The organism is [Clostridium] celerecrescens 18A (assembly GCF_002797975.1).
Taxonomy (GTDB): domain Bacteria; phylum Bacillota; class Clostridia; order Lachnospirales; family Lachnospiraceae; genus Lacrimispora; species Lacrimispora celerecrescens.
Map to the genome: position 1 here is coordinate 2,399,825 of NZ_PGET01000001.1, position 25,956 is coordinate 2,425,780.

Genomic DNA, 25,956 nt, shown 5'->3' on the forward strand with positions numbered 1-25,956 from the left:
AACCCGGAAATAAGTCTTGTATAAATCTGAAATATCCATCTCCTCTACGAATCGACTTATTAGACACACGTAATCATTATCTGGAATTATGCATTCGATATTTAGTTGCAATTTCAGTTGATAAAAGCACTTTTTTCGAAGTCTGGCAATTTCTTTTTTCATAATAATGGAGCTGCGCACTAATTACTCAGTGCGGCAGCCCCATGCTTTTAGTTATATTAATTTTACATGTGCATTTATGCGATGGGCATATCTCGTGGTCGCAATCATACCACATAATTTGAAATATACCATCAGTCAGAATACCCAATAATCTTACTCATCTTTCTGCCTTCCAGACTTCTTTCTTTCAGCTCGCCCTGAAAAACACACTCCGCAAAAGCTTATACATGAGAAAAGTAGCAATATCCAAGCTTCTGAACGGTTATCTCCTGTCTTGGGCAATCCTGCCGGTAGTATGTATTCATCCGGAATCCACGTAGAATTATCATCACTCATTCGCCAGGTACCAATTGGGATTCCATTTTCATCAATTTCAACATATTCCCGTTCATTTCTAGGTACTATGCTGTGGCCTGGTGGTACGGTTGGAGGGGCTATTATCGGTGCCTCTGTCTCTGCCGGAATCTCCGGATCTGTTGGCGCAGGAGTGGTGGGGATTGCCGGAATGTTCGGCGTACCTCCGCCGGATGATCCACCGGATGAGTTGTTTTTCCACTTGGCATAAAGCGTAATATTTTCAGTCACGATATCGCTGCCAAAGTTCCAGGCTTTCAGGAAGGTTTCGTTATCTTTATACCAACCACCGAAGGTATAGCTTGTTCTTGTCGGGTTGATCGGAGCAGTAACAGTTTCACCGTAATTCACAGTCCGGCTGTCAACGAAACTTCCGCCATTGCTGTCATAAGTTACTGTGTATGTGATAGGGATAATGGTCACAGTAAAGAATTTTCCAACTGCACGATTTCCGCTTCCGTCCACGGCACCCAAATCAACCCGGTAGGTACCCGGCACCAGTTGATGAATCAGCTCCAGCGATCCGTTGGCGAAAACCGTGTCCAAAGTAATGCCGTCACGACTATAATAATTGTCGGTTACGCTTACTCCGGCCATTTGTAACAGCGAAGCAACGTCAGTGTGAATCGCATTCCGGTCTATTGTAAAAGAGGGAATAGCCACATCAATAACAGGGCTGACTGCATCATAAACATAAACTTTTACGGTACCTGTACAAGTTTTGGTCTGCCCATCGGTACTGTCCACCCATACAGCGGTCAAATGAACAAGATATTCCGCACCACGATGGGTGATCTCGTTATAATCCACCTGACTGTAGTCACTACTGGTAATCACAAAACTTTCCGGAATTGGAATATCGGTGGAGACATTTTTAACCGCGGCTTGCAACATAGTTTCAAAGTTGCTCCAACTTACACTGCGATCCACAAAAGGATTCTTATCGCTTACCGCGAATTCCAGATATTGTACGTTTTCCAACGCAAATACAGACTGATTGGACCAAACTGCATACACGTCGATATCACCTGTAATCCTGGTCAGTTCATTAAACACGGTTCCGTCGGGAAGGATCCACCCACCGAAGTATTGGCCTGCGTGTATCGGGATGGACGGCATATTGTTTTGCAGCGTGGTATTGTACGCTGCTGTTTTAATGTCATACAGGACACCGGACTGCATGGTATCATCCAGATAAAAGCGCACAGTGTGATCCATGGCCTTCCATTTGGCGTGCAGAACCGTATCTCTCTTGATCTGGGTAGAAAAGTTCCATGAGTTGTCGGTTTCATCTAGCCAACCATCGAAGGTGTAGCCGGTTTTCACAGGAATTCCAGGGTTGGATGAGTAGTTATCATACAACACAATCTGAGTATTATATACGCTGTTGATATCACCCTTCTCTTTCAAGAAAAGAACTGTATAAGGGTTAGGTGCCCATACCGCATACAGATTCATGTCCTGGGTAACCTTGGTGGAAAAGAACCACCGTTTGCCGTTTTCATCCGCCCAGTAGTTGAAAGTGTGACCTTCTTTCGAAACATTTACCGTTGTCGGCGAAACCGTGTTGCCCGTCGCAACTGTTTGAGTATCTATTACCACACCGTCGCTAATAAAGCTTACAAGGCATCTATCCCATCTGGCATACAGCGTCATGTCACTACGTACAGGTGCGCCGAGATTGGAAGCGGTTTTAAAGGTCCACAATTCACCTGTGGCGTTTTCCCATCCTGCGAAGGTATAACCAGTTTTCGAAGGCGTTTCTGCGGGCGCCTCAATACCATCGTTATAGACGACCCCCGTGATATCGGTGGGAGTTGGACTGCCTCCTCGGGAATCAAATTTAACGGTGAGGGCCATAGCCTCCATATCGGTGTCGGAATACTGAATATCAAAATTGTTGTAGGCCCAGTCTTTCCCCCAACTATAGACTTTGTAGCTGGGATCGGAGCCGTTGTTGATCCGCTGTGCATGCAAGTCTATATAGGTTTGATTGGTCATCTTGTAGAACACCGAAGCAATATTGCCATTCATCACCGTATTGGTGACAGCCAGGCTGTTCAGAAGATTACTCATATTATTACCGCCAATACCGCCGCCATGTTTTGGACTTTGGTTGTTGATAATTTCAGAATCTGCAATGGTCAGCGTACCATTTTCAAAATAGATTCCACCGCCATTTCCATTTGCAGAGCGGTAACCGGTATTGTGGGGCGCTCCACCTGCGACGTTGCCGTCGATCACAGTATCACGGATCGTTACATCGTTGGTGTTTACCTCAATTGCAATCGCCCCACCGGTAGAATTGCACACATTGCCGGAGAAGATGCAGTTTTCCATCTCGACCGTATTCGCGGCAGCAGAGCCGTCGATATCAATCGCCCCGCCAAAATTGTTTGCCTTATTATTATAGAATTCCGCATATTGGATTGTAACGCTATTTCCCTCAATGATACAGATAGCACCTCCGCAACTATTGGCGAAGCCGTCGCGAAATACGACGGGGTTACCATCTGTACCTTCAATGTTCATGCCGGTACGTCGAGCATAGACGCCCGCGCCGCTGAGCGCCCCCGTGGTGTTGCCCAAAAACGCCGTGCCGCCCCCGATATTCAAAGTGCCATAATACTGGTAAATACCACCGCCTCCATTCCCCCAGGAGGCTTTGTTTCCGGTGAAGGTCACCAGGCTGCCATTGCCGATAGTGGTAGTGCAATCATAGGCATATAGGCCGCCGCCGTTCCCATCAGCGGTATTACTTGTAAACCCAACGCTGTCACCGATATTAACCTCACTCCGGACAGCATAGATACCGCCGCCATCGCCGCTTACAGTAGAAGATCTGTAAGCGCGGTTAGACATGAACATAGTATCTTCGCTTACATTGATGGTACTATCCTCCAGGTAAACGCCGCCGCCCCCACCAAAATATGCGTAATTATAGCGAATAATAGAACCTCCTAAAATATTGACTTTACTATTACCGCTGGCATGGATGCCACCTCCGTTTGAAGGGTTTCCACTGGTCATACATCTTTGAATTGCGGAGTCTTTCACATTAAGCTCCGCGCCGTTCTTCACCACAATACCGCCATACCAATTGTTACTGGGATTGCGTCCTTCCACTATCACATTTTCTAAGGACAGCACTGCACCTGAGCCGTCTACGATGAAATGGCGGTTATCGGCTGTTATGCGCATCATATAGGTGGAAGCGGCACTCAGATCACTCTTAATCGTCAGGTTTCTTGTCAGTGTATGGGATTCGTTGCCGAAGTCAATGTCCGCCGTCAGGACAATAACACTTATTTCCGGATTGTCGAAAGCCGCCTTAAATTCCGTATAGTTTCCCACTGCTGCCTCAGCCGACATTGCAGCTGGAGCCAGGAAGAAACTCCAGTAGGTCACGCCGTAGGTTTCGTCCTCAAGATAATCACAGCGCCAGCCGGAAGCCATGAGACTGCTGTCCACTTCATACTGCCAGCGCGGCTTTTGCACCTCAAGTGCAGATAGAAAGCCACCCTCGTCCATAGCCGTCTGGTACTCAGTTTCGTAGTCGTCCAACATGGCCTGCACCTCCGCAAGCGTGGCGGGCTGCGGATCAAACGCAAATACAGTAACATTCCTGGTCTCCGTAACGGACTCTGCCTCGTATTCGACCGTATATATACCTTCGGTATTAATATCAAAGCCGCCGTCGTCTCGGACTTTTACCGGAATCGAATCACCGTCTTCAGCTTCATCCCTGGCAATCACGCCATCCAGCAGGTCGAAGCCGCTGGATCCCAGTGAGACAACAACGTCCGCCGCCGTGATCTTGACCGTTTCTTTCTCAATTCCAGATTCAGAGGGACTTGCAATAGAAGGTGTTGCTTCGGGATTTTCTCGCAAATAAGAATTCTCTGACAGTCGGTTCTGCCGGTCTGGAGTCACATCATCAGACGACATCACAGGGTCTGGTTTGTCTGCGTCAGATGGTGTCTGCACCTGAACACCGCTGGCAAATACCTGGGCTGATGTCACCCAGGTATTTGCCAGATAACCTGACTCCATATTACCGAGAAGTATCATAATCAACAAGAGTTTTGCCAGAAAATGTCTTATGTTTCGTCTTTTTAGCATTAAATTACCTCCGTTTTTCTTGTATAAGTCGGCGGCCATTCCGTTTAGCTTCCATTTGGGCCATCTCAGTCAGTAAAAAGTGATAGACTTCCTTATCCTCCGGATCCTTCTCGTTGTTTTCATGATTAATCAACTTCTCTCTGAGAAGAATCCAGAGCTTACGATGTCTCTTACTCACCCTTTTCCACCTATCACTCATTATTCTACGGTCAATAAAACCCCCGCATCAATTTCAGTCATCTGCTCCATACTATCCGGATCATATACCATGAAAACAGCAGTTGCGTTATGCTCCCCCGCTTCTGGTACCCGTTCCAGTTCTACATAAGCATTTCGCTCTCCCGGCTTCAGTATTTCTGAACAAAACAATTTTTCCCCCGTGTCATCCAGAATTAATTTCACCTTTACATACTGCTCATTCTCTGCCGGATTTCCAATCATCAGATTGCAGCGTTTACCGCCTCTTGATACCGTGGGGCCGACATTCACCTGGATCACAAAATAAGAGGGCTCCTTCTGGTCTTCACTTTGGCCCGGGACATGGGTTGGGAGTACATATTCTCCATCCTTTGCATCCTCTGCGAACTGATAAGTGCTCTCCTTGCTGCCACGTTGTAAGCAGTAGGCGGTGAGCATGGAAGCAAGGGTAATTATCAGCCCAGCCATTATAGCCATCCTATTTTTACTCAATGATTTTATCAACAATTTCAACGCTCTCAATCACCACATCTTTCTTTGGCTTTCGTTCTTCGGCTGATACCTTAACCTGGGTAATTGCTTCTGCTACATTCAGCCCTTTTAAAATCTGACCAAATACCGTATGACCATAATCCAGTCCCCAGGCACCTCCTACCTGACGGTACTGCGCTGCGACTGGTGCATACTTTGCCTCATATTCACTTGGTATGCCTTCGGATGCAATGGCCTGAATTTCTTTATTTAAATCGTCCTCAAATGTTTGAATTTCCTCTTTACTCAGTTCTTTTTCCTTGCTAAGCTCTTCTAATTCTTTCAGACGCAGATTCATCAGATCATTCATATAGCAGTTAGCTGGAATGATCCGGTCATCTTCTGGGATTTCCTCTCTTACAAGCAGATAAAACTGGCTCAAATTACTGTTACGGGTATTGCCTCCGTCTCCGGCCATTGCAATTGCACCTTTAAAATGATACAGCCCATTGTCAACCTCATCTTCAAACGGTTCCCCCCACAGACTTCTCTCCTCTGCTTCCGGATCTCCCGGTTTTCCACCTTGGGTCAGCTCCCCACGCTTTGCATAATAAAACAGACTGCCGTTGTAATATCCTTCTTTTGCTAAACCGATAAAATTCTCTACTGCCTTGGGGGCCTGTTCCGGATACAGCAAAATGGTAACATCTCCAGCTGTAGTATGGAGAATTGCGTAAGGTCCATCGGATTCTACTAACTGCGGATTTTCTGCCGGTTCTGCCTGAATGGGAAAACTGTCTGCAATATCAGGAGATACTTCTGCATAGCTCTGTTTCTTTATGCATCCGGTGACCAGCACAGCAGTCAGGCCCGCCAAACATACCAGTGGAATTATCTTACACTTATTTCTCATTCTGTTCTTCCTCCATATCACTTAAAACTCCATATACTACATATCTGGCATTGTTATATTCATAGGAGCATGTACAAAGTGCCAATATTCGATCATTTTCTTCTACTGCAACCGGACTTTTAAATGTCGAAGAAACCAAAAGCTTTTTCAGCCATCTCTCCCGCGCATCTGCACGTTCAAATATGATTGGAAATGTTCCATTCTGGCCATCCAGTATCTCTCCGGCAAATAAATCTACCCGGTAATCCTGATCCGGAGTATACAAATACAGTACCGGATGCTCCTCATAATAGCTTTGTGTCTTATAACCAGAAAGAGAGGAGAACATCCGCCCTCCTCTGATGTGATGACCATACAGAATGGTCACATCATCCTGAAACTCTTTCTGGTTCTGGCTATCCATAAAGATGGAGCCTATGATACTACTTACACCATCAGCAGTATGATTCAGATAATAATCATTATCTGCCCCTTGAACAACCGGATAATCAATATCTGATTCCGGTGACCAGATCCATCCAGCAATATCTGAATTCCATTGCAGCAATGTCTCAAAATCCGGCCTTTTCCTTGTATGTGTACCCACAGCTGCAAGATCCTCATCACCATTCATCACAACATCTGATTCACGGAATGCCATTTCTCTTATCTGGTCATATGCCTGCTCTGCCTGAACCCTGGGTTTCATCTCCTGATAAAAATTCCAGCCGCAAAAAACAGCCCCTGCAAAACATAAGAACAGTCCCAAAAATAATAATCGTTTATTCTTCATCCTAATATCCTAATTTAGTACATTCACCTGAATTTTTACCTGAACCTGCCCGATATCATCCAAAGACTCCGGATCGGTCGCAATAACCTGAGCCGTGCAATCATAGTTTCCAGCCGGAAGGTTTTTCTTTAACTTTATCTTATCAATATACTGTCCCGGTTTTAAACCCTGACTCTCATACAGAACTTCATTTGTATCGTCTCTGCGAATCACGACTCGGCAGTAATAACGGTTTTCCGGTATATTCTCCAGGCCAATAGAACCTTCACTTTTTCCATCATTAAAAATAGCTTTGGCATTAATTGATACGTTAAACATGCCTTCTTCCACAACAGAGTTAAGAATCCCCTGAACTTCTGTAGGTGTTTTCCCCTGCAAAGAACCATCCTGAGCCAGCTTGTCAAACCAGTATTTGGTTGTCGCATCCATTACCTGATTCTGTGTATACCACCAATATCCACCAGCTGCGCCAGCAACAATAAGAAATAACAGGATCAGAAGAAGGGCTTTTTTCTTGCCCTTCTCCCCTCCTTTTTTATTGTTTACAACGCCAGATGCCGGGTCTTTTTCCGAGACTTTCTCTTGAGTAATTTGTGTGTCATTCATTTCTTCCAACGTTTAAACCCTCTCTTTCGACTGTGTTAAGGAGACCTTCTGGGCGGAACAATCTCTACCTTATATTTTAACAGATATTTTGCTCTGGCATTAATTACACCGGAGTTAGAAGTTCCGTCCATATATTCTTGTACTTCAGCCTTGGTAGATCCTTCAATTGGGAAGGAGGCATCCATATACTTATCCACAAACCCATTACCTACGGCTCCAATAAAGGTAAAGTTACCGGAGGTCTGAGTTTTCAAAGTTCCGAGCACAATCGGTGCTGCAGTAACCATTGATTCTGCGTAAGGCTGTAACGAGGTCTCTGCGATATTAAATCCCGTTCCGCCGATGGCATCATCCAGGCCTTTTACGGCCAGGTATAAATCATTCTCAGCTGTTGTTACCGCCGCACTGGCGGTCAGATTCATCAAATAAGCCGGGTCAGTTGTAATATCTGCCTCCAACGTCTTATTCTCAAATTCGCTAATCGATACTTTCGCATCATAGATACCCTTGTTTTTAATCGTATATTCCGGTGCAGTAAATAGATCCATACCTGCTGAAGAATCATTAACACTCATTAATTTGTTCGTACTATCATAAGATCCTCTCCGACGCACGACTAAGTAAATATCTGCCGGCACTTCAACTTTTAAGATTTCCCAATCCTGTAATTCTAGAACATAAGGGTTGGCTTCAGCTTCTACCAGGAATAAGTTCTCCGGTACCGTACTTCCCAAACGGAAATGCTCATGCTCCGCATCTGCATTCGGATTATAGGCCGAACCGCTTGTAAACTGTACCACATCTCTGCCTTTTACCGCATGATCCATATCGATCTCAAAGATCTGATTCTCCGGTATTTCCACCGCCGTCTGAATCACATGATCAGTTCCCCAGACCGGATTTTCTGCCGTTCCGGTATTCACAGTGGTTAAGTAGAATGTATTCTGATGACCAGCCAGTTTATCCGGAGCACTAACAATCGTAAAGGTTCCGTCCTGATATGCCACAGACCCTTTTGCGGCCTTGTTATTCTCAAACAGAGTACCGTCAACCGTTGTCGTGCCCCTGTTTGAGATGGCACCGCCATTCTGGCCATTAAGATCATTTTCCTGATCATATGTATTGTTATTATTATAAAGGGTCACATTCGACAGAAGACTCAAAGCTCCGCCTTTTTCAACGGTTATTAAAGGTGCCTTTGCTTCACCGTTCCGGCTTACCACCGCACCGATCGGAAGATCAACACTGGTTTTCGGTTCACTGTGTCCGTCAAAGTATACATTCGCACTGAACTGGGCGGTTGCACCATCCCTGACATTCAGCAATACACCGGTATAGTCCTCCACATCATATTCCGCCGCTGCTCCGGCCACCGGATCCTGAACTGCAAAATCCGGCTGTACATATCGGACAATGTTAATTTTATTGGTACTTCCAAGCATAACGGCTCCGCCTGTGCCAATATAAGACTGTCCCGTCATCTGGATATCACTGTTTACCTGAATGGTACCGACGACATAAATCGTATTTCCACCCCGGGTCTTTAATAACTCAAAAGCTCTTGCCAACGTTTTTACAGGAAACTTCGGAGTCGAACCGGCAAACCGGTCCCCCTGGTCATCGATACCGTTTGTACCGTCAATATAGACGGCCACCGGCACCTGCAGCTCCAGGATATGCGGATACCCGCTGCGGTTTGACAGACAGAAGAAGTCTTTTACCCGCTCTTCCAGCAGGAAATAACCGGCATCATTGGCTGTTGCGTTGATTCCAACCTGATAATGAACCATATCTCTGCCCATATACGAATCTCTCACCATAACATGGAAATTATTTTGTATTGGAGTACCATATACATCTACGGTCAGATAACGGCTGGTATCATGGTTAGCCTCTTTGGTTCCGAATCCTTCCAGGAATACACTTCCGCCAAAGTTCGTATAACGGCTGAAATGCAGGTATCCATTGCTGTATACATCCGAACCTCCTGAAATCACTTGATCGCCTAATGCGAGATTGGAAAATTCCGTATACTCAAGAATACAGGTTCCTCCATCAAGCAGCTCAATACCAGCGCTGCTGCCTTCCATAATATCAGAATCATTCAGGTGGCCGACGATGTATTCCGGTCCATTCTTATTTTTTTCATTGAAATTATTAATAAATAGCGTTGCGGTAGGAACACCATTGCTCACACCCTCCGCACGGTAACATTGCAGCACACCGCTTCCTTTTACGGTAATCAGCGGGGACTGAGCCACTACGGCCGGCGCAACTAAGGTTGGATTAATGCTGTCACTGCTGATAGAATGGCCATCCAGATAAATACCGCTTAAAGTCAGTTTACCGCCATTGCCGATATAGAACAGACTGTCAAGCAATGTTTCATTGCTGTATCCATCATAAACGGGATCATCAGCATCATACCCTTTTGGCTGGGAATACCGTTTGAAATATACCTGCCCACGGATATTAACAGTGTCATCCGAATCCTTATAGTATCCTTCATAGTGGGAGGTTCCGTCATTATTGTAAACCTTAATATTCATCAGCTGAATATCGGATGGTTCACTGGTACCGCCAGTAATATCCAAAGTATCTACAATATAAATCAGAACACCATTGGTTCCTGCCTGATTTCCAATCTCCTCAAAGGTACGCTTTAAAGTCTTAAACGCCTTATCCGGAGTTGTTCCATCATGACCTAGGTCATCTGACCCATTCTGCCCATCCAGATAAATTACCCTTCTCAGGCTCAATTCCAGAATGGAAGCATTGGAACTGTTGTTCACAATATCATACAATGCCTTGATCGCATCATCAAATGAATAATATTTCAGTTCTGTCTCACCTGGCACGGTACCATCCTTATATCTGATCAATGGACGGCCATTGTAATCATTGCTGACAGAGACTTGTAATGCTGATGAAGGAACATAGGCAGCATCCGGCTGTATATACGCCGAAGTAGCATTGGCTGTACCATTTAAATATACTTTACCGGATATAACCGGCGAACCAGTCAGATGCAACTGCCCGAAGGATGATGGGTTACTTTCACTTGCATTGAGATAAATCGCACTTCCATACGTTGCATTGTTGCCTTTTATCTCGCCACCATCGATTGTAAGGATCCCTCGTTCGGCTACCTGGAAAGCACCGCCTTTTGAACTTAAGTTATCCACGAACCCATCTTCGGCAATATAATTGCCGCTGTTGTTGTTATTCAAAAAGACTGCGCCGCTTTCTACTGTTACACTGATCCCGGTAAGAATATTCACCAGACTGTCACCATTGCTTACCGTACTGTCTGTACTTCTGCGTCCCTGAATCGGGATATCTTTAAATGTCAGGTTATAATCCGGCTGAATCAAATAACCGTAATATGCCCGCTCAAGCTCCGGTGTCTCAGTGCCATCGCTTTCATAAACCGGGAATCCGGTATAACGGCACATATAGGCTGTTTCCGGTAATGTCCAGACACTTTCACTGCTTGTATTAGTCGCCTTGCCGCATACGTAAATCACATAATGTTCCGTAGTTCCGTGAGTCGTTAATACCCCCACGCTCTTGGCTTTGGTAAAGCTTTTTACGGCCTGACTCGGCTTTAATCCGGTGTTCGTATCTTTCCCGTTTACCGAATCAAGATAAACTGCCTTCATCAGAATTAAGCATTGTTCTTCTTTTACCCCGCTCACATTTCCAGCAAGGTTACTGGTTCTTCCCCGATCCAGTACATACGGATTCGACCGTACATCAAAATATGGGAGATAGGAACCAACATTTGTTACCTTATTGCCATCCGGCTCTACGACCACACTGCCTTTTCTAAAGTAGCTGGTTCCCTGATTTAAGTAAACACGGTAGGAACGTCCGGTCTGGTAAATATGGTCGCTGACTTTAATGGCACTTAAGGTTTGATATAAGTAAATACTGTCACTGATATCCGCTCCGCCTCCGCACAGTTCAAAGCCCTTCTGCATAACAAAAATCGGCGAGTATTTATTGATGGACTGCTGCCCGGTTGCATTTGTCGTATTACTGCTGATCTGACCGCCGGAGAAAATCAGTTGGGAAGTACTGTTAATGCCCTGATGGAAAATCGCACTGCCGCATCCACCTTCATTTCCACGGATAATTCCGCCGCTGATCGTCACAGCACCGTCATAATTTACAATCGCACCTGCTGCTCCCGGATTTGTATCTCTTGAAACAACCTTGTTATTCTCGATCAGACCGCCCCTCATCTCCATACCACTGGGAGCGGAAGTAGTGCTGTGTATATAAATCGTTCCGATACGGGCACTGGTACCTTGTGCATTTGGAGCATTTAGTTCATTATTTATGATCTGCCCCGATTTCATAATCAAATTACCCGGATAAGCAGTACTGACCCCCTGAACCATTGCCGCAGAGGCAAACCAGTAATTACTGAAAGTACCGCTTGTTTGTCTTACTATATTCCGAATGGTTCCGCCGTTCATTTCAAGAGTACCGCCATAAACTTTCACACCCAATGCTGAGTAATCGCTATAGGTGGTCGTTACTGCCTTGTTGTTCTGGAATACTGCGCCTTCTCCAAGGACAGCAGTCCTTCCTCTGCCAATCATCAGCAGCTGATCATTCAGGGCTGTTGTCAATACAATACCATTGGCTGAGCCGCCGTCTATTGTGATATCTTTAAACGTAACGGTAGAGGCGTAAACCGTACTGGTACTATCGTACAGCGTAATAAGGATACCGCCATACCCTTCATAACGGGTAACCAGCGGCTGCCATCTATTCCCACTTAAAGAATTCGTTACGAATCCGCCGGGATCAAATGACCAGTCATCATCTTCTGCCAGTACATTAACGGTTGAAGTACAGATAATGATATTCGCTCCGGTCGTATAATAACCGCCTCCCCGCAGCAGTTCTCTGGCACGTTTAAAGGTTTTGACCGCTGTAGATGGAGTGTTGCCAGAGTTGGCATCATTCCCGCTGCCTGACAGATATACATTATTTTCTCCCAGGAGCACAAGGTTTGGTGACAACTCGACGATCGGCCGCATGGCTGCCATTCCGTCAGCACTGGTCTTATGGAAATATGCCAGCTGGCTTCCCGCACCCGTAAGATCCGTAATACCAACCATATCAGGCTGAACCACTGTCTTACCGGCAAAGCCTTCAACCAGATGCAAATTATACTTTGGCGCCTGGCCGGTCGCAGCATGGGTCATGGTAATCGGTTTTATACTGTTGTTCATATAAATCAGACCCTCAACCGTACTTCTTCCATCCAGCTCAATGTATCCGTAATTATCAATTGCCCGGGCCACATAAGAGCTTGATGCATAAGGACTGTCACTGATCTTCACCAGTGCTTCCCCCTTAAGCCGCAAGATTGCGTCGGCCCCTAGATAGACTGCATCTGTATTTCCCTGAATAGACGGTGTAGAAAAGCTTCCATCATCTTTCATTCCATTTAATTCAATGATGACTTCATTGTGATAGCTTGTAGTGGAGTCGCCGATCGTTGCTGCATAAACACCGCCGCCTTTGTTATCACAGATAGAAGCCAAATCATTTAAGGTAATTCTTGCTGTTCCGGCCCGGTGATAGGAGGCAGTTGTTGAACGTGTTAAGTAAATTCCTGAACTTGCTGTGCTTCCATTATTAACAGTGGTGCCATTTCCGGATATTTTTGCAGTTCCGTTCATTGTCACCTGAACCGGACCGTTTGCATATATTCCGGCTCCCTGATTTCCGGAAGCAGCATCTGTGCTGCTGTAATAATTACTGCCGCCGATCATTGCATTGTCATTTAACGTGATCTTTTGGTACCCGGTGCTTTCTGACCAGTTGCTCTGAGTATGGACCAATTGAATTCCTGAACTGGAGTTACCGGATATTCTGGAGTCACCAAACATTTCTACATTCACCTGTGATGCCCCGTAGGAAGTACTTCCGGTCACTGTCGCTTCGGCGATCCCCATATTATTCTGTTCGATCGCTGCATGGTTTTCCATCCGAATATTAATTGGACTGCTGTTAACCTGATAAAAGTAAATACCATAGGTAGTTTTGTATATCCTGCTGTAATCTTTCATCAGAATATTAGCTGTTGATGTAGCGCTGCTGCGTCCCGTCAAATAGATTCCGTCTGTCCCGCCAGTAATCAGAGCTTTCTTTCCCATTGAAACAGTGCTGTTTTCTGCAGCCCCCAGATAAATGCCATGGCTCATATCCGTAATCGAGGCGGATTCTTCTTCGGATCCGTCAGCTTCCATATTCAGCAAAATCCTTACATCTTTTGCACTAGAACTGTTTGTAATAATCCCACAAGTAAGACTTATAATATTCGGATTACCAGTAATTCTTGAATTATTTAACAATTCAATCTTCGGCGATATTCCGTTGTTTACTAAGATTCCATAAAACCAATAGGATGTACCTGTGGCCGTACCATCAAGTATAATTGCCGCATGATCCTGCATCTTTACCGATGCCGTTGTCGTACTTGTGGGGGACAGATAAACACCATAGGTAGTGGTGCTGCGATACCCTCCATAGGTAATGTTGGCCCGGTCTGACATCGTAAGGGAAAAATTGGCACATCCGTAAATGCCATATTGCCAATTCGCACCCCCCATCGTTGCAATGCTGGCATCTTCTGTCATATCAACCGATGAATCACTGCCGGAAAAATAGATAACGCCGCTCACGGCATTGCCGACTTCTAACCTTGCATTCCCCTTCATCTGTACGGAGGTATTAGCATAAGTGGAATAAATAAGATAGCTATTCAGCAGCGTGGACCCTGGTCCCTGCATAATAGCACTGTTTCCTTCCATAGATACGGAGACATTCGCTCCCCCCATCCATATCGCATAGCCGGAAAAGCTGGTAACCTTTTCAACCGTATTATCTGTGATAATCTTTGCCTCTCCCAGCATCGACATTTTGGCTGAACCATACAACCGGACCGTATACTGTGACTGGTTATTATACAGCTGCTTGTTCACTTCACCATTTTCACCGCTGAGTGTTACTTCACCATAAATGTCCAGTGCGCTGTAGTAATTATTCCTGATCATCGAATCTCCGGTCAGGGTCACTAAAGTACCTGCAGAACCATAGATCACCGGGCTGTAGGAACTCTGATCAGCAAGAACGACGGTATCCGCCATACCATCAATTATCAGCCTTCCGGTTGTAAATGACACTGCATTGCTGCCATTACCTACTTTAATCATTGGCTGCCGCACAAAGGAGGCAAACCGTCGTACCTGCGGCTCATATACCTGGGTCCCGTTACGTACTTCCGCTATCGCATAATATTCATTTACATCCGTATACAGCGGATCCTCATAATTAAGCTCCCAGGATTCATTGGCATTAATATCCACCTGACCGCAAATGTATATAAATGGTGCAAAGCCTTCCCTTTCTTCCTCCGGAAGGGTACTTTCATGTAGAGCAGTCTCGTTAATCCTTTTTTGTAAAACTTCTTTTGCTTTATCAAACGTTGCAACCGCATCAGCCGGCGAAGTACCCCCATTGCTGTCATTTCCTCCGGTTCCATCACTTTTAAATCCGGCTAAATACACGCCCTGGCCAACAATAATGACATTCGTTCTGGTGGGGTAAACTGCATCTCGAAAACCTCCCAGTACGCTTCTTCTTGGCAGCTCACCACCACGAAAATGATCTAAATTGCCCATTGCACTCAACAATGCGGGATATGGCCGGTTTACCTGAACCGACCCGGATAGATCAGCATTAGGTTCCATCATTGCCCGGGTAACAGCATTTCCTAATGGTTTCAGTACTACACTGCCGGACTGAAACACTTCTTTGTTTAAATCAATTGGAAAGGCACCATAAGCCGCATTATCATCTGACGGCGCTGCAAGTTCTGTCAGGAAAGAGCTTCCTGAATTTAAAAAGATAACATCGGGATCGGCCCCTTCTTTCTTATCAGCGGTCACCTTACTGAAATCAAAATTCTTACTGTAGGTACTGGTTGATGTATCGTCAATATAGATATTGTATACGCCCTCCACCTGTTTTGATGGAACCGGCTGCTTAAAATGTCCTTTGAAAATATCAATGTATGCATAACCGCTCAAATAGAAGTTGCTTCCCTGTACAGCCGCACTGTTCTGGATCGGGCCGGAAATATCCATCATAAATGAGTAACCAGTTGTAATAGCAATCCCGCCTCCATAGTCCGCATAGTTATCCTTTATTTCAAATTTTCCGTCTTCCGATTCTGACAGATACACATAAGCACTGGTACTTGACGTGTAAATACCACCGCCCCTATTGGTTGCAGTATTGTCTGTAATGGAAGAATCCTTCATATAATAACGTCCGCTGTTAATTGCAAGTGCAGCGCCATCCCCCGCCCGATTGTCAGAGATCATCATGTTCCTGAAATAAGAGTAAGAGGTTGAGCTGGAAGAATAGATACCTCCGCCCTGTGTAACCGCCTCATTGTTGCTGATCCATACATTCTCAGCATGCCAGCTGCCGCCGCTATGAGTGATCCCGCCGCCATAAGTACCGTAGCTTCCTGTATTGGTAATTTTATTTCCGCTGATTTCAATTGCTCCCGGAGTGGTCGCCATCATATAAGTATGGGCAGACGTAACAGAAGCACCACCTATGTAAAGTCCGCCGGTACTCACTGTTGCAGAGTTATTAACAATCTTAGTTCCATCTTCCAGAGTAAGAGTCCCATATCCATAGAAGTAAATACCTCCGGTATCTCCATAGCTGCTGGCACGAGATGATCTCGCTTCATTTTCCTCTATAATGGATTCTTTTAAGGTTAAAGCAATATCCTTTCCGGAGCTTCCGTATGCATAGATTCCTCCGCCGCGTCCGGCTCTGTTATTTGAAACCGTTGTATCTGTTATCGTAAGGGTATTGCCGCCGGCAAGATATATACCGCCGCCCTGGTTATAATTGTACACATCAGAGTCAGTAAAGTATTCATATCCCGTTTGATTCGCAGTTATTGAACTTCCGGTGATTGTATGACTGTTTGTACCAGCGTCAATATAGATACCTACACCTTTTACGTAACCATAGGTCGTAAATGCACCATGGTTCCCATTCACTAACCCGGAATTCATCGCAAGCTTACCATCAGCCCCCACATAAATTCCGACTCCTAAATTAACATTCGTATAACTTTTGTATACTCCGCCGGCTTCATTATCAGATATGGCCGCATGATCAATATTCAGGCTTCCATTCGTATAAATACCGGTACCATAAGCAAAATATGATTTATTGTTACTGATTACCGTATCTTCCTGTTCCCCGTCCCCATCACCGATGTTTACGATTGTACCGGTATCCGCAAATATACCGACCCCTTTTGAAAACAGAACGGTGCTGTTTGTGCCTGAAATTTGATAAGTCAGTATGCTGTTACCTGTGATCTTTCCCTTATTCATAATAAAGGAGGTCCCTGCATCCACAAGATAAACACCGGCGCCATATTGATAAGTCTGGTTTCCAGTAATGGTACCGCCATTCATGGTAAACCGGGCGCCGTCACTTAAAACCACACCGCCTCCGGCCTTATGAGTGGTGATTCCGGCAGTATAATAATCCGCACGGTAAGAGTTGTTCTTCTGAATAAAGCCATTGTTCATCTCAACTGTGGTACTGCTTCCGGCAGCCACCACCCCCTGCTCCCGGTTCTCAATCGAACCAGTCCAGTCCGGTTCCATTACAAAGCGGCTGCCTCCGGTAACCGTTATGTGGTTACCCAGGGTGAGATCCTTCTGATCAAAACCGGTACTCTTCAGCCGTGTTCCGTTCAGGGTAGTCTCCCCCCTTAAATTCAGAGTTCCCCCCGCCTCTACCTTAATCGTCACACTGTCAGTATCATCCACCATATTACGGATAAATACGTTACGTATGCTTAAAACACCGCTTCCTGTTATTTTGATTAAGTTCTTTGGAACTTCATGACGCGGTACAGTGTTTCCCTCTCCCTGACTTGCTATTTTATCAATATGAGATACGACTTCTGTCTTGACATCAGTACCTTTCGCATAGTCATAACGGGTTTCCAGCTCCCATTCCGGTTCACTGGCAGTGTCAACGGTCACAGTATTACAGATATAAATTACTTCCGGCATCGGATAGTCAGCCTCTATTTTATCTAATGCCATACCAGATGCATCTTGTCTGGCCTGCAGACTCTTGGCCATTTCATCCTGCCAGATCGCTCTTGCTCTGGCCCAGGTTTTCACCGGATAATCGCAGGATGCACCGTAATTTCTGTCATCGCCATCGACACCGTCAATATAAATACCATCGAAGTAATAAACTGCATAAAGTTCAATATTCTGAGCATTTACAATACTGTCATCCTCAACCGTATCCTGCCGCAGTGACCAGTCAATACTTGAAAGACCGCCATTTGCCACAGACCGGTTGGTACTGTGCAGCTTCATCCGGCCAAGCAGCGCCTGGCCCACGGAATCTGCTTTTGCAATCGGATCTGCATCATCGGTGATTGATGATTTCAGATCTCCGCCAGGTATCACTACGTCTACATACCGGTAAGCTACGTTCTTATTAATACCGCCAAAGAAAATTCTTAAATCACCATCATGGATGGAATCTACACTGCATACCTGTACCGGATGATTCGCTAAATCAAGAAAAGCATTTATCTGAATGTATCCCTTTTCTTCTGTCCTTACATTCTTTTCGATAATAAGATCTCCCTCATTTACCAGGATCGTCTGAGCCTCGGTCTCATTACCGCTATTATCATACATTCCGCCAAGGTAAAGATTTTCTACTATCAAAGCCTTGTTTTCCGGTACGATGATAGCCGGCTGTGCGGTAGAATTCCATGTGCCAAGAGGAGTTATCAGGGACGCTTCGGCTGAAGCCAGGTAAAACTCTCCGCCCGGAAGCTGCTCCAGATATTGACCGGCGTTTTCATCCCCCAAATTCAGGGATCGCATGGCTACAACAATACCATTGGACTTCTTAGCTTCCTCGGCAGCAGCTCTCCAGGTTTTAAGCGGAGCACGCGGGTTTGATCCATCATACAATACATCATCGCCTGCCGGATAACTCTCCCCATCGATGGTCATAGCAGCACCCGGATTCCAGTAAATAACTTTTGCTTCACCTAAAGAACGGCTTGCAATCAGAATCTTACTGGTCAAAGTATCTTCTTCAAAGGGAAAGGACCGGGACATGATGTTATTTTCTGAACCAGTATCTCTTAACTGAGCTGCTGCCGTAGTCTCTACCTGCAGGTTCCAGTTATCAGATCCTGCCAACGTAAAATAGCCTAAAAACTCATCCTCAGTTGCATCATCCGCATAAAGAGTTGTCACCAGTTCCTGTGATTCTGCCTTGCCATCATCTTTTACTTCCAGAAGATATTCGCCGCCGCCACCGTCAAATCCTTCCATCAACTCTATCATTGGATCTCTCCAGGTACTGACGGACATCTTATCTACCATCAGTTCAACATTCTCTTCATCGGTATCTAAACTATAATCATCAATATGAAAGGATGTTTTTCCTGTCTCTTTTGCTTGACTGACGGTTGAAGCCAGCGGTTGCAGCGGAAGTGTTTTCTCAATTCGTTCATTTTCTACTGCTGCCGTATGATCCGTATCTACAGCATTGGAAGGAGATGCAGTATCTTCTTTCCACTCTATATCTTCCAGCTCACTGCGGTAATCCATTACAACACAGCCATTAATATTGACATTCTGTCCCATTTGAAGGACACCGCCCCGAACATAAACCAGCTCTGTCTCATCAGGTTCATAAGCCGGATCTTCTGCTTCAAGCAAAGCATTCATCAATGTTAATTGTCCGCCATTTACATAAAACAACGCATCACTTTCATAAGGACGTTCCGGCCAGGAAGCTATGCGGATATTTCCTGCATTCAGCACATACAGTTCCCCGTCTGCTACCTCCATCGGATTCATTGCATAAATCGTAATATCCGAAGAATCCAGTCCTTCTTTCTCCATCAGCTCCTTTGTACGCTCAATTGCCTTTGCAAGAGTTTTTACAGGCTTTGCAGGACTCAGCCCATTGGCAGTATCTTTCCCCATTTTTGCCCTGGATGGAGTTGCATTGGACGCGGTTGCTGTGGCATTCGAAGCGGTTGCCAGTTCTGCAGGCAGCTGACCACCCGGATTCCAATAAATTGCATATCCATCATCATCCAAAGGTTCTAACGGCAGAGTTTCCTTAATGCGGCCTCCTCCACCCTCAATAGGTTCTAATGGCAATGTTTCTTCAATACGGTCTGTTCCATCTTCAACTGGTTCTAATGGCAGAGTTTCCTCAATACGGTCTGTTCCATCTTCCATTGGTTCTAATGGCAGAGTTTCCTCAATGCGGTCTGTTCCATCTTCCATTGGTCCTGACGGCAGAGTTTCCTCTACGCGGTCTGTTTCATCTTCAACCGGTTCTGGCGCCTGAGTCTCCTCCATGGGGTCTGCTCCATCTTCAGTTATATCTGAAGATGGCATTTCCTCTATCCGTTCATATTCCATTGATGTGGTTTCTGCCAGAATCATAAGTTCCTGAGTGGGAAAGATCATAAGGAAGCACAAAAGGAACGCTGCAAATCTTTTGAATTGTGTCATTCTAATCTCTCCTTTTCGTTTCTTTGCTCTCATTATCCAACTTTGACAATTTCCAGATTGCTCCTCCTGCAAGCAGAAAGAATATTAAGCCATATGCCCAATAAATAAGAGCTCCTTCCACTCCGGTCTTAGGAATTCCTCCGGCACCTCCCCCCTGGCCCAATGGAGGCGGAATATCTGATGGGAGCTCATCTAAAGGCGGGCCTTCGGGAAAGCTTCCCCCCGGAACCGTTTTGTCATGTACGGTTACGTTATCATCGCCATCTTCGCCATTCTTCTTCTGATACAATGTTATGGTAATCGTCTCCGGTACCTTATCCCCCTTTAATATATAGCTTCCGTTGCGGGGGTAAGGAAGCCATCCGGCTTTATAAACCCGGTACTGAATATTATTATCGTTTAGATACACTAACGTACCATGAAACGTATAGTTCTCATCGTTCTTAATGAACTGGTCACTGTCCGGTACAGAAGAGACCATGTTATATGCCACATCCAACTCATAAATACCGTCACTATCCGTTAAACCAAACAAAACATAACGGTTCAGACTCGGGATGAAAATTTCCACTGACACACCTGCAATTGGATTATTACTGTCTCTGTCTAAGACCTGAAAACGTAATTTTCCCATATAATCAACAACCACACCTGCCACAATATCGGTCCGCCCATTTCTTTTTGGCACTGTTCCTTTTCCCAGACTATTTTCATCCGCCCAGGCAGGAAAACAGACAAACAGAAACAACAGGTTACATATCAGCCATGATAAAAAGAATCTCTTTTTTCCCATAATATCCACCTCCATTCTACTACCATGTATTTATGGGTAGGGTTCACGGCAGCCAGCCGTATCCATTGCAGCCGTTCGATTTATGCAGGCTGTACTGCTGTATATTCATGCAGATCTTATCCGTTTTCTTTTGACGTTTTATCCTCAGATTTAATAATTACGACTACTTTCCATGCTGTCTCGCCTGCATATTCTTCCCCTTGTGTATAAAAGCTCCAGACTGCAGTACAAGGATAAAACCCTTGTTTAAGACCGCCGGTTAAGTGAATTTCATCTATGTAATATCCAGGCTCAATCAAACCGGATTCATAAACTACTTCTCCGGTTGCATCCCTTACAATTTTTAATGTACAGCCAAAATTATTCTTACTGTCATTTGCAATCCTGGCATCTCCGGGGGCATCAGATTGATCAAAATAAATCTGACGTTCCAAAGAAACATATTTCATATTTTTGACCAGTTCCTGATTTCTCAAATCTCTTACAATTGCATCATCTTCACCTTCAGCAAGCTCCTGCTTCCATTCAAGTTCTGATTTGGCATATTCTTTACGGGTCTGCTGATTACTGAACATTTTCTGTAAGCCCATGCCCACAAGAAATGAACCGGCCAGTAAACAGATAACTGCCAAGAACATAAAGCAACTGCGAATTAGGTTTTTATTTAACTTCATTGATAAAAAATACCATCCATGACATGAAGTACAATTTTTACATTTGCTTCAGAGATCTTATCCTCAGTCTCATCCAGTGAGTATGTGGTAAAGTGTGCTGTCGCCTGATAATCTCCGGCCTGAAGCGTTTTATTTAATTCGATATATTCAATATAAAATCCTGGGTCTATCAGTCCCGACCGATAAATGATATCTCCAGTGTCATCAAGCCTGATATCTACCTGGAAAGAATAATGGTTTGCCGCAATATTTTCGATTGCAATCCGCCCTTTCTTTCCTCCATTTTCAAATACCGGACCGGCCGCGATTCCGATATCCACCATACCTTCTGCTACCTTGGTACTTAAAATATCCACGATTTCCTGGTCTGTCTTACCCGGAAGCATACCACCCAAAGCCAGCGCATCTCTTGTTAAACGGTTTAAATTATTGTCTCTGGTCATCTGGTAATAGATGCCTGATCCAATTCCAATCAGAAGCAACAGGAGAATAATAATGATCCATAACAACTTACTCTTTTTCTTTTCTTTTTGCACTGTCATCTTTCCAGTCCTTTACTTTCTTTCTATTTTCAAATAACTTACGGCGTTACTTCCGAAAGTTCTCCCGGTATCACCTGCCAAAAAATTGCTCCGACTTTTAACGACTCTTCTGTCTGCTTATACTCACTTTGCATTCCCCCTACTTTGACGCCTACATTGACATATGTTTCTGAAGGTACATTTGCCGTTCCCGCCGCAGTATATCCATTTGTCAGTACATCTTCCGGCGCGTTCAAAGCTATTTTATCTGCATACCAAAATACGTTCTTAAGCTCCGTACTGCTATCTTGATAACTTATTGTCACCTGGCCGGGATCAGAAAATGCAACATGATCAATCAACATCTGATACTCTTTAAAATTAGTCTGTGACGATGCTCCATCCCATGTCGGATCATATCCTACCGCCTTCCAGTAATGCGTCTTCCCTTCATCACTGTCATAGCCGGCAATAAAAGGCTTTAGCTCAACCGGCAATCCCTCTCTTGGTGGATTTTCTTCTTCCAGATGCTCTTCTCTTACATCTGTTGAGTAATTCAGGATTGGGATTGTATGTTCCGAAAACGTCTGCAACTCATACTCTGCGATTGTTCCTGCCCCGGGATCAGAAGGTACACTGACATGTACCTTTACATTCGGCACAAATAAGTTTCCATTCTCGACGGACACCGGATATGTATCATTGCTGTCAACACTTCCACGTACTACAAATCCATACGCCAAAGGTACGGTTACCGATATCCTTGCTTCTGATGGTATCTGAGTTACACTCAACCACACATTGGACGTCGGGCCTTCACTCGCTAACGCAGAAAAGCGCAGGCAGGCCGTACATACAAATCCAACTGCGGTAAGTCTAACTTTATATTTTTTCCATCGTTTCATAGGATTCATTTATTTTCCTCTTTTCCATTCTGGCTGCTTCCGGAAATCTCTTGTAAGTAAACTGCCCTTCCCCTGCGGTTTATTTGCAACAAATCTCCGGAGAATCTCCGGAAGGAGATTCTCCTGGGATTTCAACTAATCATCTGGCTAATTTAATTAAGGCTGAAGGTAATCCTCGTTAGGTGCGGTGTCAACATCATTCTGCATCTCTACACTGATCGTCCATACGATGTTACCAATTTTTGCAGACTCTTCTACCTGCTTATACTCGCCCTTTTTTCCACCTACAAGTACGTCAAACTTTGCATGGTGAGTCTCTCCTACAATTGCATAATCATCACTATCTACGTTCGTGTAGCTTGAATCACCCAATGGGTCTGTATTAGGTGCTGCCAGACTAATACCGGTACCGGCCATCTGGAGTCCGCCGTTTGCCACTGTATCAAACTTGTTATCATCAATGCTTATATTGTACTTCTTAAAATCATCCAATCCGGTGTTGCTGCTGGTTGTATGCGTCCAGTATTTTCTGGATGCATCATCCCCTTCATTCTTGATGTTTCCATTAACCTTAACAGCCAGACCTTCTCTTGCTCCTGAAGCATTCTTGAAGGTAGAATAGTTTGTAAATGGCAGTTTTCCTTCGACGGTGAGATTTCCTTCTGTCTGCAGGTTATAAACTGCACCTTGCCCGCCCGTTGACGGAGTGGTTACGTCTACCTTTACATTTGGAAGATAAATGTCACCGTTTGCACTGGTCACTGGATTGCTATCACTTACTGTAGTCGTACCTTTTACTACGAATGCAAACAGTGTGGGAACTTCCACTTTTACCTTTGCATCCATATCTTCGATAATTACACCTGCCCATACATCAGTGCCGGTTGATGCAGGAACAGCTCCTCCTGGATCAGCCATTGCCGGTATCACCATGCTTGTAGCCATTACGCCTGCTAATAATGTTGTTATGAGTCTCTTCTTCATCTTTCATTCTCTCCTTTTTGATAATTAAAGTTATATGATAAAAAGAACAATAACCTTTCTATCCAATAGTGACTATGGGAAAGTCCACCTGATTCTCAGGCCTTTCCTGATTGTTTACGGATCTGCTGTCATCCGCCTGCCAATAAACCTGATTCCTGACCGGAAAATCCGGCGGTGTACAAAGAAACACCTTAACCTGAAAGGTTAATTCCTTTTCTTCACCCGGAAGGATACTCTCCAGCATCCAGGTTATATACTGCTGTCCATCGACAACTCCATAAATCCCATCGTCTTCCACCGAAACAAAACTGGTATGCTCCGGAAGATAATCTCGGATACGCACCTCCTTAATCTCCTCCTCACTGTCATTGCAAAGCACAATTCTGTATGTAAGTATCTCATTGGGAAGTACCCTGGACTGCATTCCATGGCTGGCAGCAACTTCTGTACCAAAGGATATGTTGATATCCAATACCTCATCGGATCCCCCTGCATATCCAGACGATTGCGCATCTTGTGGATCCTGTTCCTGGTCTTGAGATTCTTCTGGCTGCTGATCTGTTGCTGTCTCAATCTCTGTTGAACTTTCCGGAATTGTTTCCGGATTTGTAGTTGTTTCTATTGCTAAAGTAGCTTTTTCTCTATCTGAACCAGAATTCCCTCCTGAGCCATAATCTTTACTCGGATTATGTGTCTCAGGCGTTGTTTCCTCCACAGTTGTCTCTTCCTCTGTTGTCTCCTGCGGACTGCTTTCCTCCGCTGTTGTTTCTTCCTCTGTTGTCTCCTGCGGACTGCTTTCCTCCGCGGTTGTTTCTTCCTCGGTTGACTCCTGCGGACTGCTTTCCTCCGCTGTTGTTTCTTCCCCGGTTGTCTCCTGCGGACTGCTTTCCTCCGCTGTTGTTTCTTCCCCGGTTGTCTCCTGCGGACTGCTTTCCTCCGCAGTCGTTTCGTTCTCAGGTACAAGCACCGCTGGAATCGGTTCTTCATATCCTGGTAAATCAAATATAATGCTGGTCGGTTCGTTTACCGGAACAAAACCGCTATCATACCAATATGTAATCGTAATACTATAATACATGTTTACTTCTTCTTTAAACTCGGTATAGAGAATGACATTGCCGTCCTCAGTGTAACAAAGCATTACATCTCCTACATGGACTCCGCCGGAAAGAACTAACTCTTCCCAGAATTCATTATCCAGGGAAAGTCCTTCAATCCGTCCAAGATTCCAAGTTACACTGTCTCCTGCGCCCAATCCATAAGCTTGTGGATATATCGTCACTTTTAATTGGTGTTTAACAGCAGTATTTGGTTTGATTTTCTGATTTTTCTTTAAGGTAATATTCCAATTATCACTGTCAACAATAGCAACTCCATTCAACGAAACCTGAAACCATGTAGGAATAATCGCATTCTCATTGTCTGCTTCCTGTTCCAGTAGTTCCTGTAAACTCGGCTGGCCAAAAAGCCCTGCAGATAACGGCACCGCCAATGCTCTCGATGCTCTTGAAGGCGTTGCCAGTGTACTGCCTCTTACTCCCTTTGCTTTTACACCAAATACATTTTCAATGCGTCTCGTACTTGCGAATGAGGCAGACGAAACAACAGCGATCAAGGCTACTATCAAACCCGCACCTGCATAAAACTTGGCAAGCCATTCAATTCTCTTCCGGTTTTTAACCATATCTTCACCTCTGTTTTACACGATCAACAATGTGCTACTACTACACCTTCACTGCCTTCTTCTTTCACAACATCGCCTAAACCGTCCAGATCTTTGACCTTTCGGTCACTGCCTATCATGATGTAGAGAGCAACCGGAATGCTGCAAACTAAA

12 protein-coding genes are annotated in these 25,956 nt (G+C 44.9%); all 12 read right to left on the reverse strand.

Annotated features, from left to right (window positions below):
• Nucleotides 1-315: 315 nt before the first annotated feature.
• Entirely contained in the window at nucleotides 316-4,638 is a 4,323-nt protein-coding gene (locus tag H171_RS11165; RefSeq protein ID WP_166433610.1) for an InlB B-repeat-containing protein, read from the reverse strand.
• Between the two features lie 198 nt (nucleotides 4,639-4,836).
• Nucleotides 4,837-5,304, reverse strand: a complete 468-nt coding sequence (locus tag H171_RS11175; RefSeq protein WP_100305212.1) for a hypothetical protein — start codon at nucleotides 5,302-5,304, stop codon at nucleotides 4,837-4,839.
• A 16-nt stretch (nucleotides 5,305-5,320) separates the two neighbouring features.
• The gene (locus H171_RS11180; protein WP_100305213.1) at nucleotides 5,321-6,220 is read right to left on the reverse strand and encodes a peptidylprolyl isomerase; all 900 of its coding nucleotides are present in this window, start codon (nucleotides 6,218-6,220) and stop codon (nucleotides 5,321-5,323) included.
• Complete coding sequence (gene srtB / locus H171_RS11185; protein WP_100305214.1) at nucleotides 6,210-6,992, reverse strand: class B sortase; 783 nt, start codon at nucleotides 6,990-6,992, stop codon at nucleotides 6,210-6,212. Before srtB ends, H171_RS11180 begins: the two co-directional genes overlap by 11 nt.
• Nucleotides 6,993-7,001: 9 nt before the next feature.
• On the reverse strand, nucleotides 7,002-7,607 hold the full coding sequence (locus H171_RS11190; RefSeq protein WP_100305215.1) for a hypothetical protein: 606 nt from the start codon (nucleotides 7,605-7,607) through the stop codon (nucleotides 7,002-7,004).
• A gap of 26 nt (nucleotides 7,608-7,633) precedes the next feature.
• Nucleotides 7,634-20,242, reverse strand: coding sequence for a right-handed parallel beta-helix repeat-containing protein (locus H171_RS11195; protein WP_100305216.1), 12,609 nt, complete (start codon nucleotides 20,240-20,242; stop codon nucleotides 7,634-7,636).
• Between the two features lies 1 nt (nucleotide 20,243).
• Nucleotides 20,244-21,035, reverse strand: coding sequence for a hypothetical protein (locus H171_RS11200; protein WP_100305217.1), 792 nt, complete (start codon nucleotides 21,033-21,035; stop codon nucleotides 20,244-20,246).
• 116 nt (nucleotides 21,036-21,151) lie between these two features.
• Nucleotides 21,152-21,673, reverse strand: a complete 522-nt coding sequence (locus tag H171_RS11205; protein WP_157803148.1) for a hypothetical protein — start codon at nucleotides 21,671-21,673, stop codon at nucleotides 21,152-21,154.
• Between the two features lie 32 nt (nucleotides 21,674-21,705).
• On the reverse strand, nucleotides 21,706-22,251 hold the full coding sequence (locus H171_RS11210) for a hypothetical protein (protein ID WP_157803149.1): 546 nt from the start codon (nucleotides 22,249-22,251) through the stop codon (nucleotides 21,706-21,708).
• Nucleotides 22,252-22,289: 38 nt separating this feature from the next.
• A complete protein-coding gene (locus H171_RS11215) occupies nucleotides 22,290-23,135 on the reverse strand; it encodes a hypothetical protein (protein WP_157803150.1) in 846 nt (281 codons plus the stop codon).
• Between the two features lie 156 nt (nucleotides 23,136-23,291).
• On the reverse strand, nucleotides 23,292-24,119 hold the full coding sequence (locus tag H171_RS11220; protein WP_100305221.1) for a hypothetical protein: 828 nt from the start codon (nucleotides 24,117-24,119) through the stop codon (nucleotides 23,292-23,294).
• A 58-nt stretch (nucleotides 24,120-24,177) separates the two neighbouring features.
• The gene (locus H171_RS11225; protein ID WP_100305222.1) at nucleotides 24,178-25,803 is read right to left on the reverse strand and encodes a DUF11 domain-containing protein; all 1,626 of its coding nucleotides are present in this window, start codon (nucleotides 25,801-25,803) and stop codon (nucleotides 24,178-24,180) included.
• Between the last annotated feature and the right edge of the window lie 153 nt (nucleotides 25,804-25,956).